At 47.0% G+C, this 19,225-nt stretch carries 11 protein-coding genes; 3 read left to right on the top strand and 8 right to left on the bottom strand.

Annotation, left to right across the window (positions count from 1 at the left end; genetic code table 11):
• Positions 1-18: 18 nt before the first annotated feature.
• The 3 genes from QE390_RS23840 (at position 19) to QE390_RS23850 (ending at position 4,393) form a co-directional block, all read left to right on the top strand.
• On the top strand, positions 19-1,257 hold the full coding sequence (locus QE390_RS23840) for a DUF4374 domain-containing protein (RefSeq protein WP_307144214.1): 1,239 nt from the start codon (positions 19-21) through the stop codon (positions 1,255-1,257).
• Between the two features lie 299 nt (positions 1,258-1,556).
• Complete coding sequence (locus QE390_RS23845) at positions 1,557-2,030, top strand: Dps family protein (RefSeq protein ID WP_106636053.1); 474 nt, start codon at positions 1,557-1,559, stop codon at positions 2,028-2,030.
• A 341-nt stretch (positions 2,031-2,371) separates the two neighbouring features.
• On the top strand, positions 2,372-4,393 hold the full coding sequence (locus QE390_RS23850) for an ATP-binding protein (RefSeq protein ID WP_307144215.1): 2,022 nt from the start codon (positions 2,372-2,374) through the stop codon (positions 4,391-4,393).
• A gap of 65 nt (positions 4,394-4,458) precedes the next feature.
• Here QE390_RS23850 and QE390_RS23855 read toward each other — a convergent pair whose 3' ends face one another.
• The 8 genes from QE390_RS23855 to QE390_RS23890 form a co-directional block, all read right to left on the bottom strand.
• Positions 4,459-7,665, bottom strand: a complete 3,207-nt coding sequence (locus tag QE390_RS23855) for a TonB-dependent receptor (RefSeq protein ID WP_307144216.1) — start codon at positions 7,663-7,665, stop codon at positions 4,459-4,461.
• A 453-nt stretch (positions 7,666-8,118) separates the two neighbouring features.
• Complete coding sequence (locus tag QE390_RS23860; RefSeq protein ID WP_307144217.1) at positions 8,119-9,570, bottom strand: NAD(P)/FAD-dependent oxidoreductase; 1,452 nt, start codon at positions 9,568-9,570, stop codon at positions 8,119-8,121.
• A gap of 13 nt (positions 9,571-9,583) precedes the next feature.
• The gene (soxC, locus tag QE390_RS23865; protein WP_307144218.1) at positions 9,584-10,822 is read right to left on the bottom strand and encodes a sulfite dehydrogenase; all 1,239 of its coding nucleotides are present in this window, start codon (positions 10,820-10,822) and stop codon (positions 9,584-9,586) included.
• Positions 10,823-10,828: 6 nt separating this feature from the next.
• Positions 10,829-11,302 (bottom strand): c-type cytochrome, encoded by a 474-nt coding sequence (locus QE390_RS23870; RefSeq protein ID WP_232793630.1) that lies wholly within the window; start codon positions 11,300-11,302, stop codon positions 10,829-10,831.
• A gap of 93 nt (positions 11,303-11,395) precedes the next feature.
• Entirely contained in the window at positions 11,396-13,069 is a 1,674-nt protein-coding gene (locus QE390_RS23875; RefSeq protein WP_307144219.1) for a hypothetical protein, read from the bottom strand.
• A 5-nt stretch (positions 13,070-13,074) separates the two neighbouring features.
• Entirely contained in the window at positions 13,075-14,415 is a 1,341-nt protein-coding gene (locus tag QE390_RS23880; RefSeq protein WP_307144220.1) for a DoxX family protein, read from the bottom strand.
• Between the two features lie 11 nt (positions 14,416-14,426).
• On the bottom strand, positions 14,427-15,770 hold the full coding sequence (locus tag QE390_RS23885; protein WP_307144221.1) for a RagB/SusD family nutrient uptake outer membrane protein: 1,344 nt from the start codon (positions 15,768-15,770) through the stop codon (positions 14,427-14,429).
• Positions 15,771-15,779: 9 nt separating this feature from the next.
• The gene (locus QE390_RS23890; RefSeq protein ID WP_373424575.1) at positions 15,780-18,854 is read right to left on the bottom strand and encodes a SusC/RagA family TonB-linked outer membrane protein; all 3,075 of its coding nucleotides are present in this window, start codon (positions 18,852-18,854) and stop codon (positions 15,780-15,782) included.
• Between the last annotated feature and the right edge of the window lie 371 nt (positions 18,855-19,225).

Below are 19,225 nucleotides of genomic sequence, written 5' to 3' on the forward strand. Positions count from 1 at the left end.
TCAATAATTCAAAAATCCATGATCACCCGTTTTCGAAAAACCTCGTTTCTATCCGTCTTACTGCTTTCGGTAGGCCTGGCCGTTTATCTCTTTTCCTGTAAAAAAGAAGAAAACGTTACCCCCGATGGCCCTCAGCATTTTACCATTGCTAGCTGGACTCAGGATTTGCAATACGTAGCCGCCACGCCTTCGCTGATGGAAGGGTCGCTGTCCTTTAAAGGCAAAGGCCTGGAAGCCAATGGTTCCCGCTATCTCTGGCATAAGCAATATGTGTATCTGATGAATCTTCCCGAAAAGAAATTCATTCAGTACGAAATGGGTAAAGATGGCAGCATTCAGCAAAAAGCCTATCTGTTAACTGATGGTATTGTCCCCAACTACTTCCAGTCGCTCAACATTGTAGACGATAACACCTTGCTGGTACTGGGTGCCATGGACTCGGGAAACAACGGAAAAATCGGCTGGGCACTGATCAATATCGCCGACTTCAGAGTAACCAGCAAGGGCACCCTTCAGGTCCCTTTCGATGCTAGTAAACCAGGAGTAGAGTTTTTCCCCGGTAAAGGTTACGTTGACAATGGTAAGTTTATTCTCGGTGGTTACTTCTACGATAACGCGGGCAAATCTTTCGTCGTGGATGGCGTTCGGGCACTGGTTTATGACTATCCTTCCATGAACAACATGAAGGTTATTCAAACCAAAGCTACTGCTGGTGGAATTGGGTATGATTACCTCTCCACGTTGGATAAAGACGAAGACGGCAACCATTATTTTGTGGTGAGTGCAGGGAAATTCTGGACGGGTTTGGGTGGAAAATCAGGAATCGTTCGTATTAAAAAAGGGGAATCTGATTTTGATAAGGATTACTTTTTCGATGTAACAACTCCGCTGGGCAAGCAAGCCTGTCTGATGGGACTTAATTACGTGAGCAATGGCATCGCTTTCGGAACCGTGCAATTTGAGGAAATGATGACTTCCATTCGTGATCGATACAAAAACATTGCTCAGGTGGTGAAGCTTGATTTAAAAAATCAGAAAGTTACGCTTATGAACTCCCCCCTGAGTCCGGTAGGTATGGTGCGGTCGCCGCTGGTTTATAACGGCAAATATTATACCTCTATCGCTCCGATTAACGCCGAAGCGTTCATCTATGAGTTCGATCCGGCGGGAGATGCCAATGGATTCAAGAAAGGCATAAGCTTAGATGGTGGCGGCTATGTACAGATTCAACTCATCGCCCCCCACCCTACTAAGTAGCCCATAACTACTGAAACAATAGTGAGAGTTTCTATCTCGTTGCTACGATAAGGCAGGTGAGAACCTGCCTTTACACCTTCAAGCCTGTCCTCCAGAGTCAAGTAAGAAACCTCATCTCTCCTGATTTGCGGTTCGAATGTTGTTTTTAACTACTCGACTTGTTTAAATTAATGCAGATTAAATCTTAGTACGAATTATAAAAAATGACATTACCTAGTAGGTTCTAGCATGGTTATTTTGTGATTAATGATGTAACCTAACACTGGTTCTTATCAAATCTTCAATTACTCATAATAGTTATGGAAAACATCCTTGGTATTTCTGCTGAAAATCGTGCTGTCGTTGCCCATCAGCTTGACAAATTATTAGCTGACGAATTTGTCCTTTATACTAAAACCCTGAATGCTCACTGGAATCTGGAAGGCATAGACTTCCATTCTGTGCATTTATATTTCGAAGAATTATATAAACAGTCTGCCGAAATCGTAGATGAGGTAGCTGAGCGTATTCGTCAATTAGGACATTATGCTCCCGGTACGCTGAAAAACTTCCTCGACCTTACCCACCTCACCGAAAAAGATGGAGGCGGTAACGATAGTCGTAGCCTGATCGCGAAATTGCTGGCGGATCATGAAAGCATTATCGAATTCATCCGGGGTAACATCAAGGAATTCGATGAAGCTCATAAAGACGCAGGTACCTCCGACTGGGTAACGGGCGTGATGGAAACCCACGAAAAAATCGCCTGGATGCTGCGTGCTCACCTGAAGTAATCTCTATAAATTATACTACTAAAAACCCCCATGAAGATCTACGTTCTTCATGGGGGTTTTTATTTGATTAATGTTGATAGTACTCTAAAAACAGAATGAGGTTTACATAGTTTGTACTTATAATAAGTTTAAATATTTATTTATATAGGCTATCATTTGACAAACCGCGTTGTTTAACGCTTATTTTAGGTAAAAAACAGTGAAAGATTTCCCATACTCGTGTTGAATAGCTCTCCTTTATAAACTCGGTACTTACGTGAAAATATCTAATGAACATTGATAATCAAAGGTGGTATGCCCTTTCTGCCTTGCGACATTATCTTAGTATTTGCCTGATTTGTTTGCCTGCACTTATCTTTTTCAGTTGCCAATGGACCTCTACGGATCGGGTGGATCACCCGAAACAGTGGCAGGCCTGGTTTGATCAGGTAGATAGTCTGGCCCGTCAAAAAGGCGTGCTCTATTCCATTCATTTGCTTGATTCATTAATGCAAACGCTACCCCAGCCAGGTGCAGGAGATCGAATCAAACATCTGAAAATTTTACGTCAACTGTATCAGAAAGATTCTAACTATTCCAAACAGGCTAGAAAAGCTACGGATGAGCTGCTTTCTTTATTTAAATCACCTGACGTTCAGAAAAAATACCCCAGAGACTATGCCGACGCTTTACTTTTTAAAGGTGATGACTTACTTCAGCAACGACGGTATTCGGAAGTTTATCCCTACTATTTTGAGGGAAAACTGGTATTGATTGAAGCGGGTGAAACCTGTGAGTTGAGTAAATATTCCAGGCGTATCGCTATGGTTTCCTATGGGGACAAAAAGTACCATCAGGCGATTGAGTACTACAAAAAGGAATTCGAGGAATTACAGAATTGCCAGCCGGATGCAGGTTTTGAATTAACCTTTGTAGAGAAACAGGGCAGTCTGGATAATATCGGTTTGAGTTATCGCCAGTTGGGTGATCTGGACAGTGCCCTCTATTACTATGACCGGGCGTTGGCGTATATCCGGCAGGAGGAAAAAAATTACCCCAACCAGCAGCAGTTCATGTCGCTGGCCAAGGTAGTGGTGATGAGTAATCAGGCGGATGCCTATATGGCTAAAAAAGATTACAGCCGAGCCGAAACAATGCTTATAGCCTGCATTGATACTAATTACAGGCTAGATTCAGACATTGAGAACGCTCAATTGTCACAACTTAGTTTAATTAAACTGTACCTTAAAAACAAAGCCTACCCCAAGGTTCATAAGGAACTTCAAAGACTAGCGGAGTCACTGTTACGTTACCCCAGCCGTGAGGTCAGTTTTGAATATCAGAAAATGAGCGGTCAGTATCAGTATGAACAGAAAAATTACGAGACCGCCGCTCACCATCTGATGACTTATATCGGTTACAGGGATGAAAATGAGCGGGAGGAACGCAAAGGATTAAGACTAGACATCAGCCGAAGCATGGCCCAGACCGAGCGGGACTATGAGATTGCTCTGAACAAACAACGGGCTCGGTTGCAGGAATTATCGCTCGCCATCATCCTTCTGGTTACCCTAACAATTCTGAGTATTGCTTTTCTGGTCTACCGAAACTGGAAAAATGCCCAGCGTAACGTTGCTGAGCTAACCTTACTTAATGAAGAAATTGCCCGGCAAAATACAGTAATGATAGATACTGTGAAGGCCCTGGAAGAAAGTCAGCAGCAGAACCAGCAGATGATGAAAATTGTGGCACACGACCTCCGAAACCCTATTGGAGCCGTACATTCCGCCACTCAGCTCTTGTTGTATGACGGACATTACACCGAAGAGCAACTTGAATTACTCAACCTGATTCAGACCGCCTCCATGAATGCCACCAGCCTGATTAGCCAATTGTTACAGGTGAACATGAACGCGAATCAGGATATTCAGAAAGAAGAAGTTCAGCTTCGTGAGCTATTAAGTTCCAGCGTTAATATGCTGCGTCATAAAGCAGACGATAAACAGCAGATCATTTCCCTGAACACACCGGAGGTAACCATTCGGGCTGACCGGGAAAAAGTGTTTCGGGTGATTGGGAACTTGCTGGGAAATGCCATTAAGTTTAGTGACGTGGGTGAAACCATTCACATAACGGTTGAGGAACTCCCGCATGATGTTATCATTTCCGTGCAGGATCGGGGCATTGGCATTCCTGAATCTTTACAGAAGCATATTTTCGAGTTCTTCACTACCGCCAAACGAGCGGGCACCTCAGGGGAGCAGCCTTTTGGCTTAGGCCTCGCCATTTGCCGACAAATAGTAATGGCTCACGGAGGACAAATCTGGTTTAACAGTATTGAGAATCAGGGCACCCAGTTTTTCGTAAAGTTACCCAAAGCGTAGATACTGAACAGCAAAACCCGGTAACGTTGAGGTTACCGGGTTTTTTCTATCGAAAGTAAAAATGCCTAGAAACTGTAACGGGCTCCCAACTGAATCTGGTAAGGATTACCGGAGGGATTGACCACACCCGCCGTATTTACCCGGTAGTTAAATCGTTGAGCGGTCCGGTCGAAGCCAGGAATGGCAGCATTTCCATTGGCCGCGGGTACGCCTAAACCGTATAAGGTCTGATTTCCAAACGTCTTCGTAACTCCCCAATTCTTATTCAGTAGGTTAGCGAAGTTAAATACGTCGGCAGAGATTTCCAGAGCGTGGTTTTTGTAGAGCTTGAATTTCTTGTTGGCCCGTACATCAAACGTACCAAAGAAACCATTGATGCCCCCGTTACGCTCGGCAATTTTACCTTCGTATTTGAGAATATAATCCTTGATGCTTTGACTTGCGTCTGGGTTATCCAAAATGGACTGAAGACCCGCACGCACGTTCTGGGGAACTTCTCCATTGGAACGGTTGAAGATAAATGCCAGATCGTTGGTACCTACGAAGTCGCCGTTATTATTGGCACCCGAAAGCATGGAGTAACGCGTACCCCCAATACCTGAGTAACGAACACCAATCGTAATGCCCAGGAACGAAGGAGAAGTCGCCGCTAATACTACTTTGCTACGGAAATGGTTATCTGAATAAGTCATTCGACTCAAATCCCGTGGATCATCTTTCACAGGTAATGAAAGCGTTGCCGTGTTGGCTACGTTACCATTGTAGGAAGTATTATCACGAGCATCATTCCAGGTGTAGCTCAGCGTAATTTCTCCGTCTTTGAAGTATTGATACGTTGCGTCGGCAACAAAAGCAAACTGATTTACTTTTCCCTGACTGTTTAATTCCAGCACGCGACCCAATTTCTTGCTGATCCGTCCTTCTAACCAGTCGGGTACTCCAGACTCAGGCATGGTGCTCAAAGGTACGTACACGCCCCGGTTATCTTCATTCGCTAAACGGAAGAGAGGATCAGCCACCATGTTACGATCAACGTACATGTAGTTGTTACGTCCCAATGACATATATCCAGCGATTCCTACGCGAAACTTGTCCGTAATGAAGTGGCTATAGGAAATGTTTGCTTTGTACAATACCGGAATACGAGCGTCTGGAGCATTCGTGTTAATGGTCGGTAACTGGAACTGAGCCAGACTTGGAATGCTTGAGAAGTTGTTACGGTAGGCGTTAAAGTCTGGTGTTGGGATATTCGGAGAACGTACATCCACCGTCGCCAGGTGTTTTCCATCAAACGTCAGGTTATTAATCACCATGTAGTTATTGATGTCAGAGGCGAAAATACCGGCTCCAAAACGGACGAAGTCTTTATGATTTTCATTGACATCCCAGGTAAACTGAGCCCGGGGCTGCACCACGAAAGCCTTCAGTTTATGATCCGTACGGATGCCCAGCTCGTCAAACACAGTCTGGTTGAAAGGTGATGAAGGGTAATAGGTATAATCCAAACGCAAACCAGCCGTCATGTTTAGCCCCCGAGCTAACTTCGTCTCCATCTGTCCATAAATACCAGCGTTTAAGGTATTCCCGGTTACGCCCCAATCACTCATCAAAGGTACTTCCCGGTAATAGCGGTAGGGCTTGAGATCGTTAAAATTCTGTAAAGCCGTTGTCCCTGCCTGGGTATCCACGTTATAATGGAAGCGTCCATTGACTTCACTACCATACACCGAATAGGCGTTCGTATACATCAGGTCCAGTCCGAAGGTGTATTGAACCTTATCCGTGTTATAGTAAAGGTTATCAACCAGTTGAATAACGTTGTTCTTGAAAGATTCCTGAGCAAACCGGTGCCCGCCCATCTGAATGGCCGTCGTTACAGTTCTTCCGTCGCTTAACTTGGATGGAACGTTTTCAACAATGGCCCGAGGAATGTTAGCCGCCGGTAACTGATCGCCAGGGCTACTTTTCTGATAGGTATATAAATGCTGTACTTTTAATTCATTCGTAATTTTAGGATTCAGCGAACTACGCAGCGTCGCCAGAAAACTGTTATCCCAGTTCAGGTCATTCCCGTAGGACTCATACAGGTTGATGGCCGTATTATCAGCCAATCCCAGTTTGTTCAGATCGTAAGTAAAGTTATTACGAACCGTCAAGAGGTGCTTGTTATTGATTTGCCAGTCAATGCGGGCAAAAGCAGCGTCTGAACCACGTTTTTTATCGAACGTACCGTATTGACGACCCGTTCTGGACATGCCGTATTTATTCTGGGCAATGGCAATGTATTGATCCAGTGTAGCCGTTGTTACGTTGAAACGGTTTTCATCCGCGGGAGACTGAATGTCGGCAATTACCAGCGGACGTGAGTCTTGTTGGTGATCCCAAACGAGGAAGAAGTGTAATTTATCTTTAATGATCGGACCGCCTAATGAAAAACCATACTGATTCGTCGAGAAAGGAACATTCCGACGGTTACCACGAATGTCATACGGGCTCGACAGCCAGTTGGCCCGGGTATAATTAAAGATACTTCCCGTAAATTTGTTTGTACCCGATTTGGTTACCGCACTGACGGTACCACCCCCGGCCCGGCCGAAAGTTACGTCGTACTGGTTAGTCACTACTTTAAATTCCCGAACGGCTTCAATCGAGATCGAATAAGGAGCACCGCTTCGGCTAGTGGTAGCACCCGCAGAAGTCGGGTTCTTTGCGGTCATCCCGTCAATCGTATAGTTCGTGGAAGAGCCTAACTGACCCGACAGGTTACTTCCCCGGCTCAGGGGAGACAAATCCGTTAATGAAGTAAAATTTCGGCCATTGACGGGTAACGCTAGCATGGCTTTGGCAGAAACAGCCGTTGCCGTACCAATGTCTTCAATTTTATTTTTCAGACCAGAAGCCACCACCTGAACTACTTCCAGGCTTTGCTCTTTCTCCTGAACGGTCAGGTTTACACGCACAGCGTCGCCCTGGTTTAGCATGTATCCCGAGCGTTTTTGCTCGCCATATCCTACGAAGGTTGCACTCACGTCGTAAGGACCACCCAGGGGTAGTTCTTTGAAGGAATATTCCCCTTTCGCATTCGTAACCGTTCCGGTCGTAAAACCCGTAGAGAGGTTTTTGATCGTTACTGTTGCCCCGGGTAGAGGCATATTTTCTTTTTCTGAGATAACCCCGGAGATCGAGGCCTGAGTAGTTTGGGCAAGCAGAGGCTGGCAAAACCAGCACGAGCCCCACACGAGTAATAGGACAGCAAATAAACTGTTTTTCATATAGCGGGAATTTGAAAGAAATTTCCCGCAAAGAGACTACAGCAATATGACCTAGGTGTTAAGGCCGCATTACGAAATAAGATAATAATTACACATATTATATTAACTAAAGAGATAGTTAACTTAGCAAATCTCAACTATCTCTTTACATTGAGTTAATGTTCACTATTAGCGAAAAAAAGTATACTTTCAGGAAACAAGTTCTCGAAGGTAGCAAGAGACGTTTTGTGGAGTGATACGGTATTTGCCCCCGCAGTCGCTCGGCTCTAGCCGAGTGACGATGTAGTCTGGTAGGCCTCTGGCCGATGGCTGCAAGCTTGTTTTTGTTTGGGAAAGATAGTTCTGTGGCCCGCTGATCGTCGCACCATACCGGCCAGAAGTCTATAGCCAGTTGTTAGAGCCGAACGACTGCGGGGGACAATAAATGTTTTAAAGACAAAGCTAGATTCTTACTCACGGAACCAACTTTCGGTTTTCCTTAATCTTAAACACATCTGCTAAGGCCCGCTTGGCGGCGTGATACCCGCACATGCCATGCACGCCCCCGCCCGGTGGCGTGGAAGAAGAGCAGATGTATAACCCTTTTCTGGAAGTACGGTAGGGCGACAGTCGCAGGGCCGGACGGGTAAATAACTGACCAATGTCCAGAATTCCGCCATTAATATCACCACCGATGTAGTTAGGATTATACGCTTCCATTTCGGCGGTATTAAACGTATGGCGGGCCAGAATCCGGTCTTTGAAACCCGGAGCAAAGCGTTCGATCTGATTTTCGATTACTGCCGTACGATCCAGCGTAGAACCGTGCGGAACGTGGCAATAGCCCCAAGCCGTGTGTTTTCCTTCGGGTGCCCGCGAAGCGTCATATTGACTTTGCTGAGCCAGTAGCACAAAAGGGTTATCGGGGTGTTTGCCTTCGGAACTTAGTTTTTCCGTATGCGTAATTTCTTCAAGTGTATTACCTAGATGAAGCGTTCCGGCTTTTCGGCATTCGGCATTTTTAAAAGGAATCGGTTCATCCAATGCCCAGTCTACTTTAAATACACCCATGCCGTAACGATACCGACTCAACTGATTTCGATACAAAGACGAAAATTCGTGTCCCGCAATTTTCAAAAGCTGCTTTGGTGTAATATCGAATAAAACGGCATGACTCGAAGGAAGCTGCTTCAGAGAAGTAACATAGAAATTGGTTTTGATCTTTCCGCCAATCGATTCAAAGTAAGCTCCCAATGCCTTGGCAATGGATGCTGAGCCTCCTTTGGGAATGGGCCAGCCGCGTAAATGTCCCGCCGTCAACAATACCAGACCAATCGCCGACGTCGTCCAGTTACTCAAGGGTTGAATAGCATGAGCGGCCATTCCGGCCAGTAACCCCCTCCCCTGCTGACTTTTAAAGAGTCTGCTAAACCAGGTGGCCGGAGGTAAAGCGTGTAAACCGAAACGGGCAAAATCAAAGGGATGCGAAGGGAAACCTAAAGGACCGAGGGTATCGACGGCAATTTTTGGCCATACTTTTGTAAGAAAACGGGCCATGGTTTCATAACGCTCCTGATCTTCTGCTAACGTCTCAGCCGTTTTTTCAATGGAATGATAGAGAACTGCGGGGTTACCCTGATCAAAAGGATGAGCCGCCGCCACTTCAGGATACACGTATTCCAGACCGAATTTTTCGAGCGGTAAGGTATTGAAGAACGGCGAGCCTGCCGCCAGGGGATGAATGGCCGAGCAAATGTCATGTTTAAAACCGGGCAGGGTTAACTCCTGCGTGCGAAGCCCGCCCCCAATCGTCGATTTTCCTTCCACCACCAGAACCGAAAGTCCCGCTTCCTGCAAGGTAATCGCTGCCGCCAGTCCATTCGGCCCTGAACCCACCACTACCGCATCGAAATCTCTTTTTGTCATGTCTTAATTTTCCTTACCCATTACTCAAAAGAACCCGGCCATCGGGCTTTAAAACCCAGCCCGTAATGGGATTAAAATGATAGCCCCCCTTACTTCCCCGGGCAGCGGCTAATGCTTTGTAGGTCGGTTGCTGGTAACCCGTTTCATCCGTTACCCGGCTTTGAATTTCCGTTTCGCGACCATCCCATTGCCAAAGGTAACGAAAGCCCGTATGAGCTTTGTCCAGCACAGTACCGCTGAGTTGAGCCGGATTCCAGCTTTTCCCGGCATCGGTACTGATTTCCACTTGCTGCACTTTTCCCCTTCCGCTCCAGGCTATGCCCCGAATTTCGATCCAGCCTTTTTGCACCTGAGCCGGATAGGCTGGAAAAGTAATGATGGAACGGGCGTCGATGTCAAAACTAAAGTAGCGGATTTTCCCATCTTTTACGGGTTCGGTATACTTAGAGGTTTCCTCACGAGTCATGTACGGAGCATCCGAAAGCTCAATTCTCCGTAACCATTTGATACTCATGTTTCCTTCGTAGCCGGGTAGGAATAATCGGAAAGGATAGCCCTGCTCGGGACGAATCGCTTCGCCATTCTGAGCGTAAACAATCATGGCATCGTCCCACCCTTTCTGTACGGGAATACTACGGGTCATCACTGCCGCATCCGAACCTTCGGCTAAAAACCAGGTTGCTTTCGGGTTCACGCCTACCTGTCGGAAAATCGTGGAAAGCATGACGCCCGTCCATTCGCTCTGGCTGGTTAGGCCACAAATATCCTGGGGGCTTAGTTTTTCGCTGCCCGAACGGAAGTTGCCCGAACATTCCAGAAAACAGATGCGGGAAACCGAAGGAAAACGTTTTAAATCTGCCAAGGTGAGCACGAGGGGTTTTTCTACCATCCCGTGAATCACTAACTCATGTTTGGCCGGATCAATGGCTGGAACGCCGTTGTGGTTTCGCTCAAAGTGTAAATCTGAGGGAGTGATGGTGCCGAACAAATCCTGTAAAGGCGTTCTTGACGAGATATCCGAAGGTTTTTTAACAAGTTTCTCGAATGCCGAACGAGTACCGACCTGCCCCGGCGGAACACCCGGTATTTTAGTAGGGTCTGTTAACTCCGCTTGTGTAACAGCAGCCTGAACGGCACTGGCAAAGGGAGCTTCGGCTAAAACTACGGCGGCAGCGGCAGCTCCACCGAGCAATTTCCGTCGGCTAACCTTGGTTTGCAGCAGCGTAGGTTTTTCTCCGGGTATTACTTTCATGACGTACTAGCGAATAATAGGCCCACCCCTACGATCATCGAGGATGTACCTTTTCAGGGCGGGCATCTGAACTGCCGGAAGCGTTTGAGCGTTCAGTTCGGTTCCGGGTTTGATTACCCGATTGGCTTCGAGCAGGAAGGCAGTTAAACTGTATACTTCCTCGTCCGTCAGCGTTCCGGGCTGATTAAAAGGCATGGCCCGGCGAATGTAATCGAACACCGTCGTGGCGTAAGGCCAGTAATTCCCAATGGCTTTTCCTTGAGATGAATCGGTCGAAACTAATCGGTCATTCGGCCCTTCCACGCCCGTCACACCATGACAGGCCGCACATTTCTGAGCAAAAATGGATTTTCCCTTTTGAGCCGTCCCCGAACCTTTAGGTAAACCCTTGCCATCGGGTCTTATGTCGATGTCCCAGCGTTGAATATCCGCCGGAGTGGCCAGGCGACCGAAATTGAAAATAGTATCTGATGTGAACACTCCCCCAGACGATGGCTTTGAAAAAGATCCAAAGCCACTCGCCCATCCAAGGATCAGTATCGACAAGGTAATTTTGAAAACTGCGTTCATACATTAATCGTACTTACCCGCTTTTAAAGTACTTTCCGAGAGAGCATACTTGCGATTCACCCGATCTAACACCACCTGAATGGAATCTTTGTTTTCGTCAATGCCCTTTAAAATCACCCGGTTCCCACCGTTAATGGCTGAGTAATGTAAAATCATGCGTTTACGAAGGGGAGCCTGAGCTTTCACGGTGCCGTTGTTACTCTGATCCCAGCCCACGAATTTGGTGCTTTCCTTTCCGGGTTCCTCGGCCTCGGTAACCATGCCGCGAGTCCGGCGGGTTGAACGGGCCAACGGATGTATTTTTTCGTCTTCCGAACCAATGATTTTACGAGTCTCCGCCGAAATCCAGGGATCTTCTGCGGGTTTTTCCTTCCGATCCGAACGAGCCGCTTTTCCTTCAATCTCACGGGTTTCGCGGTTTTGTCGTCCCCGGTTTTTATCCTGTAAATACAGCACTTTATTCACGGTATCGGCTTCGTAATAAAAGACGCGTTGCCCTCCCGCTACGCCCGTTAACTCAAAGGTTCGGTTAATGTCCCGCATGGGCGAGCCGCCGCCATTGGATAAATCCAGATCAACCGGACGGTTGACTTTAAAGGTCAGAGAGGTCCATTTCTCGAACGTAACCTGTTGCCATCGAACGCTGTCTAGAGGAGAATAAGGAATAACCTGATTGTTAACCTTGAATTCGGTTACGTTGTAATTACCCCGTAACTCCGAAATGCCTTTTAAAGCGGGTTGTTTATAAGGATCGTAGAGGAAGTTTACGCCTTGTAAATAGAAGAACCAAACGATGAACACGCCGATTACACCCGTTTTCAAAAGCACTCGACTCCATTGCTGCCAGGGTTTATTGAACGTGGGGTAATAATGTACGGGAATGGTTAATCGCTCTTTAATCAGCAGGTTATAAACCTTTGGAATGTCATAAATCAGTAAAAAAGCCGACAGTAACACGAAGTAAGAACTGTACACGTGAACGCCGCCGTCGTATTCAAAGTTGACAAAAACGATGTCGGCCAAGGCTCCAAAGAGTAATACAGCCCCCCAGAAGGTAGTAGCCCGGAAGAACAACAGGGCTCCAGCCAGCACTTCCACCACTCCGGCGAAGACCTCATACCAGGGCACAATACCGATGGATAGCCAGTAAATTTTCTGAAGCGTTAGATCACCAAAATCCGTATTAAGCACGCCCAGCGAAGGGTAAGGCAGTTGCGTAGGGAACAGTTTAGTATACCCAAAACCGATGATGCCAATGCCAGCCCGGTAACGTACCACAACACGAAGCCAGTAATAGAGCAGATTATATTCTTTGGGTTGCGGCTTTTTACGTTCGGCAATGACGGTCCAAATACCGCCAACCACTACCGCAAAAATCAGAGTAATCACCCAGGTAGCATAACCGTTTAGGGTACTGCCAAAGATTTTATTACCAAAAATATTGAGTCCTGAACCGAAACGGGCGATGTCGTAAAGATCCCGGTAATGCAGGCTGGTCCAGTCGAAGGTAAACAGGTCCTTGTACCAACCCGGATCATTCGGCAGTGAAATGCTCACAAAAAACACGAAAGCAACCCGGAACAGGAATTTCGTTAGCTTCGACCAGGGCTTGGGTGAAGCGGGCTGTTCAACCCAATTGACCTGCGACGTGGGGGTTTCCAGAGGGAAAGATGACATGGCGTTTAGAGTTTAAGGCCTTTCCGACGACCGACTTTTTTAGCTTCATGAATCAGGTATTTCTTATCCAACCGATCCAATACGACCCGGATCGAATCCCGATTTTCATTCAATCCCGACAGTATGATCTGATTAGCTGATGGACGCTCGTAATGCAACACCAGTGTTTCGGTTTTATAATGGCTGTTCTTGTTGTTCAGGTGAAGCGTCTGATGTTCCGTATCAATTTGATAGGAATAATAATGCCGCCCTATCGAGCCCGTGGACTCGTAATTGCGAAGGGAATCCTCGGCGAAAATTTCTTCCGTATTCAGTGAATCAATCAACACCGGACGGTTGGAGCGAACGCTCAGCGTAGCCCATTTTTCAAAAACCACGTCTTTCCACCGGAGCGAATCGGTTTTGGAATAGGGTAACTCATTCCCATTTACTTTAAAACTGCTCACATTATACACGCCCGCTGCCTGAGTTAAGCCCGGTTGTTGGGGATACTGATACGGGCCTTTTTGGTGACTCGCATAGGTTTGGTAACCGTAGAAAAAAACGAAGAAGATGATAAACCCAGCTTTAGCCAGGAGTCGGCCCGTCCGTTGCCAGTGTTCCGAGAATACGGGTTGGAAACGGTTGGGTACGGTTGCCCTTTCCAGAGATAACAGATTGAACAGACGGATGGCATCGAAAGAAAACAGGAACAGAGCCAGACTAATCAGATAAAGGCTATACACGTATTCGCCCCCCTCGTAAGCCAGATTAGAGAAAAAGACGTTTCCGGTGAAAGGCAAAATGATGAGCGTAGCAATGGTTGCCGTTTTACGATGCAACAGCAGTAAACCGCCCACGATTTCCACTAAACCCAAGAACGATTCATAGGTAGGAACAACACCCAGACTGATGGAAAACAGCTTCCAGGCCGAAAAATCGCCGTAGTTCGTATTCAGGTGACTCAGCGAAGGCAACGGCGACTGTTCCGGGAAAAACTTAAGGAATCCATACGCCAGAATACCCACGGCCAAGCGGTAACGCACCAACACGCGAAGCCAGTAATAGAGTCGATTATACTCTCTGGAAGTTTTATCCAGGGCCGTCCAGATGATTGAACCAACTACCGCGATACCAGCGACGATACCCCAATTGAGAAAACTGTCTGCTCCACTAATGAATTTAGGACTGTACCGCGAAAGGTAAAAAATCTCCCGATAGCCTAAACGATCCCAACTCAAGAGCTGAGCGTAATACTTGTAATCCAGCGGAACAACCTGAATGAAAAAATAAATAAAAACAAACCGGAAGAGAATTTTCTCTGCTTCAGTCCATTGGGACGATGACACTTCAAGCGTAGCTGCCATAGCGATTGGGATTAATAACCTTCGTTTTGAACAAGTGCTTTGTCTACAAGTAACTGGTCAATGGGTAAGGGCAGAACGTAGCGGTTAGGGTCGGTTACGCCTAGTACGGCTCCCGCCCGGTTCGTGCGAACAAGGTCAAACCAGCGATGCGGTTCCAGGGCAAATTCCAGCCGGCGTTCGTTTTCGATAGCCAGTAATAAAGCATCGGCAGTAGTGGCAGTGGTCGCGGTTAAACCCGCCCGATCCCGAACCGCGTTGAGATCACTAGCCGCCTGGGTTAGCTTATTCTGCTGCGTCCGGGCCTCGGCCCGAATGAGGTACTGTTCAGCAATGCGTAAGACGTACGAAGGATCTGAACCGGGGTTGCGGTAATACAGATTGCCGTACCAACGATTCTGGTTATCCTTCGCAATTAAGGTGTTACGGTTTCCTGCTACAGAGGCATCATTGAGCAAGGTTACCAGAGCGTCGCTCGGTGCCCACTGACGGGTGCCACCATTCGTTTGCGGTTGCCACTGCCCCCGGTGAGCATTAATTTCGGTAGTTCCGTTATAGAAAATCTCAAAAATGGATTCCTGGGTACCGCGAACGTTATTCGCAAAAAAGGCACTGTAAGGTTTAATCAGACTATAAGTGGTTGTTTCACCGATCAATTTGGTGGCATACGCTTCCGCCTGAGCCCAGTCTTTCTGATAGAGATAATACCGGGCTTTTAAGGCCCAAACCGTTTTCTGCGTAGCCCGGTACCGATCCACCGTATTAGTTAACAAAGGCTCAGCAGCGTCCAGATCTTTAAGGACCTGAGCGTACGTTTCAGCCTGGGTGCTACGGGCAATACCCCGGTTATCCGTCGGACGAACCGTAGGCTGCGTAATGAGCGGAACGCCACCCCAGATACGAGCTAGGTCGAAATAAGCTAGTGCCCGAATGAAGTAAGCTTCGCCGATGTACTGTTTTTTCAGGGCATCCGTCAGCGTAGGATCGGTTACTTCATTAACCTTCACAATAACGTTATTAGCCCGGTTAATGGTTTGATAAATAGCAGTCCAGACACCGCTGACCATGCCATTATCGGCGTTTACCCGGTGGTTAATAAATTCCTGCACAATCGACTGCGAGCCCGTCCACTGCACATTATCACCCGACAAATAACCGATGGCCTGAAAGTTGGTCCCATAGTAATTACTGCCAGCCAGAGCACTGTATACGCCACGAACGGCGGTTTCAGCAGAAGATTTATCGGTAATGGTCACGGCATCCGAAATGGATTCCTTGGGTTTCACGTCCAGAAACTTCTGGCAAGACGCTAAAGCCGTGATACTGAATAACGTAATAAGATAGGTATGTACTTTCATGGATGTCATTTATAAGGTCACGTTAATACCCAGTTGCAAACCCACGGGCTGGGGTGGCGTACCGAGATCAATCCCCTGCTGGTTTTGATCACTGCTGGCACTTGATTCGGGGTCGAGACCCGTGTATTTTGTCCAGAGCCAGAGATTACTGCCCGCCGCGTAGAGTCTCAGGGTTTCGAGACCTGCTTTTTTCGACCAGTTTTTCGGGAACGTATACCCCACGGTGAGCGAACGTAGTCGTAAGAACGAGCCGTCTTCCAGCCAACGACTTCCGCCGTCCCGGTAATTATTCACATTTACGCCATCAGGACGAGGCACGTCAGTAATATCGCCGGGTTTCTGCCAGCGAGCATTGTTACTCGCGAAAATCACGCGAGCGGCATCGCGGGCTCCCCCACCCTCGCCAAAGAATTTGTTATGATTGTAGATTTTATTCCCGTACGAAAACGAGAAGAACAGATTCACATCAAAATTTTTGTAAGTCAGGTTATTGGTCAATCCACCGAAGAGCTTAGGCCAGATGCTACCGAGAATCTGACGGTCAGCCGTAGTAATTTTTCCATCTTTGTTTACGTCTTCATACACCACATTACCCGTCTGCGGATCGACGTATAACTGCTTGTATACCCAGAAGGAATACAACGGCGAACCCTGTTGTTGAAGAATCAGATCACGACTGCCATACCGTAAAGGCGTTTCGAGTTTCTCGATGTTATTGACGTTACGAGCCAAATTCAGACTCGTGGTCCATTTCAATTCCGGCGTTCGAATATTCACCGATTGCAAGGCTACTTCAAAACCTTTGTTACTGATTTCAGCGGCATTACTCCAATACGTGCTAAAACCAGTAGTACTGGGAAGCGTTAGCAGTAATAGTCCATTCGTAGTGTACTTATTATACACGTTAAATTCAGCCGATAACCGTCCGTCAAGCAAGGACGCATCCAGACCCACGTTCCATTGCCGGGTTTTTTCCCACTGCAAATCGGGGTTGCCTAACTGCTGGGGAGCGATCCCGGGATTTCCCTGATACGAAGCTCCACCGGTCCACAATCCCTGTGCGGCGAAATTACCAATACCGTTCTGGTTACCCGTTATCCCGTAACTAGCCCGTAATTTCAAATCACTCAGCACCGGTACGCTCTTCAAAAACTCTTCCTGACTGATTCGCCACGCAGCTCCGACGGATGGGAAGTAGCCCCATTTCCGGTCATTGCCGAAACGCGAAGAACCATCGGCCCGAACGCTGGCATTGACCAGGTATTTTCCAGCGTAATTATAATCGGCTTTGGCAAAGAAGGAAGCCAGGGTGTTCTTACTCCAGCTCTGCGAACCAGCCGTGGTAGAGGCCGAAGAAATCTGGGTAAAGGCATTGTTGGCAAAACCACGACCTTCGGCGTAAGTACGTTTCAGTACATCGCTTTGCAAGCTATTCCCTACTAAAAGTCCAAAACCGTGTTTACCGACTGTTTTGCGATAAGCCAGCGTTTGTTCATTTAACAGACTGGAGAATTGCGTCTGTGAAGAAGTCGCTAAACCCGAAGGACTTCCCGCAATGAGCAGGTTGTTCCAGTATTCAGATTCGTCGTAACCGTTATAGTCAACCCCGAAACTCGTGCGGAACTTTAAGCCGGGTAACAATTCAGCTTCGCCGTAGAGGTTACCAATGTAACGCAGGCTGATGGAGTGAACGTCATAATTCTCAAGCAGTAGCGTTAGGTTATCAAAACCTGCCCGGCCTACCAGTACGCCATTTTCATACGGAGAAAGATACGTAGGCGTATGTAAGGCCGCTTGCAGCAATCCACCTTGTGGGCCATCCCCGGCCCGGGCCTGATTGCGGTACGTTCGACTCAGAATGTTACTCACCCCTACCTGCACTTTGTCATTTACCTTCTGATCGAGGTTAATCTTAAAGCTGGCTCGTTCGAAGTTGATGGGCTTAATGATGGCTTCCTGCTGGGTATAACTTCCGCCAATGTAATAGCGGGTATCGTTAGTACCTCCCGCCAGCGAGAGATCATAGTTTTGCAGATGGGCCGTTCGAAAAAGTTCACCTAATCGATCATACGTTTTTTGCTCTTCGGGTAAGCCCCGACCGCCTTCACTGACGGGCCGGAAGGGACGATTTGCTTCGGTACGATTGAGTGAGGGCGTATCTTTTCCGGTATTAATCCACCATTCGTTAACTAATTGAGCGTGTTCGGGGCCAGTGGTCAAGTCCCAAAGCCGTGCGGCCTTATTCCAGCCCGTCGAAGCGTTGAAACTAATCTTTGGTTTCTGATCGAACTTACCTCTTTTGGTGGTAATCAGGATTACCCCATTGGCCCCGCGAGAACCATACAGAGCCGTTGCCTCGGCATCTTTCAGAACCTCAATACTTTCAATGTCATTAGGATTGATGTCGGCGATGGGAGACGTGGCTTTCCCACCTGTCCCGATGGACTGCAAACTGGTATTGTTGATAAAAACGCCATCTACGACGTACAGAGGATCATTATCGGCATTAATTGAAGTCGCTCCGCGAACACGAATATTTACCGTTTCGCCGGGAACGCCCGTATTACTGGAAATCTGAACGCCGGGAATTTTACCCTGTAGCTGGGCATCGAAACTTCCCGTCGGTATATTTTTTGTTTCTGAAGGATCAATCTTGCTAATTGAGCCAATCAGATTTTTACGCTCCTGAGTACCGTACCCTACGACGATAACCTCACTCAACTGACTTTGCTCAGGCACTAACTGAATCCGTAGATTCGTCTGATTACCAACCACAATTTCCTGGGTTTTATACCCGATGAATGAGATAATTAATCGCGTAGAAACTTCGGTGTTGGGTATTTGAAATTCCCCATTGGCATTCGTCGTGACTCCCTTCGAAGAGCCTTTGATCTGAATATTTACTCCAGGGATACCACTGCCATTCTCATCGAGCACTTTTCCGTTAATCTGAATGCGGGGCTGGGAATATACGTAGGCATGGGTTTCAGGAGGTCGGGCCGCAAGCCCACTACTCAGGCTGAGTCCTCCTGCAATAAGGGTTAACCTCCATGATAAGGGTACGGAAGACAGGTAAGGTTTCATCAAAATCTTGCTCTTCAAATGGTTTTCAATAACATATTAATTACTAGTAGATATATAGAATAAATAGACTATATATCTAAGACTTCAACAAACTTTCCAAGGCATGAGCAAAGTATCAGGCGGAATTTGCTCAGTCTTTGAGGTTTATAAGATGATTATCCTATTAAAGTGTACGCAGAACCAAAGATCGAGGCAAAGGTAGAAGGGCATTTTTTAAATACAAGTATAATCTATAGATTTTGTAGACTAAAAATCGATTTTATGCGATTACATGACCTATTGTCTGTTTATGATTTGTACTTCAGAAATAGTTATTCAATCTATGCATACGTACGGTAGCTAATCATCGCCATGTGAGCCAAACCAAAGCC

The organism is Siphonobacter sp. SORGH_AS_1065, assembly GCF_030818595.1.
GTDB lineage: Bacteria > Bacteroidota > Bacteroidia > Cytophagales > Spirosomataceae > Siphonobacter.

Excerpts from the sequence above, each read along its gene's own strand:
- QE390_RS23840 (WP_307144214.1), top strand. The coding sequence starts at position 19 with ATGATCACCCGTTTTCGAAAAACCTCGTTTCTATCCGTCTTACTGCTT.
- QE390_RS23845 (WP_106636053.1), top strand. The coding sequence starts at position 1,557 with ATGGAAAACATCCTTGGTATTTCTGCTGAAAATCGTGCTGTCGTTGCC.
- QE390_RS23855 (WP_307144216.1), bottom strand. The coding sequence starts at position 7,665 with ATGAAAAACAGTTTATTTGCTGTCCTATTACTCGTGTGGGGCTCGTGC.
- QE390_RS23860 (WP_307144217.1), bottom strand. The coding sequence starts at position 9,570 with ATGACAAAAAGAGATTTCGATGCGGTAGTGGTGGGTTCAGGGCCGAAT.
- soxC (WP_307144218.1), bottom strand. The coding sequence starts at position 10,822 with ATGAAAGTAATACCCGGAGAAAAACCTACGCTGCTGCAAACCAAGGTT.
- QE390_RS23875 (WP_307144219.1), bottom strand. The coding sequence starts at position 13,069 with ATGTCATCTTTCCCTCTGGAAACCCCCACGTCGCAGGTCAATTGGGTT.
- QE390_RS23880 (WP_307144220.1), bottom strand. The coding sequence starts at position 14,415 with ATGGCAGCTACGCTTGAAGTGTCATCGTCCCAATGGACTGAAGCAGAG.
- QE390_RS23885 (WP_307144221.1), bottom strand. The coding sequence starts at position 15,770 with ATGAAAGTACATACCTATCTTATTACGTTATTCAGTATCACGGCTTTA.
- QE390_RS23890 (WP_373424575.1), bottom strand. The coding sequence starts at position 18,854 with ATGAAACCTTACCTGTCTTCCGTACCCTTATCATGGAGGTTAACCCTT.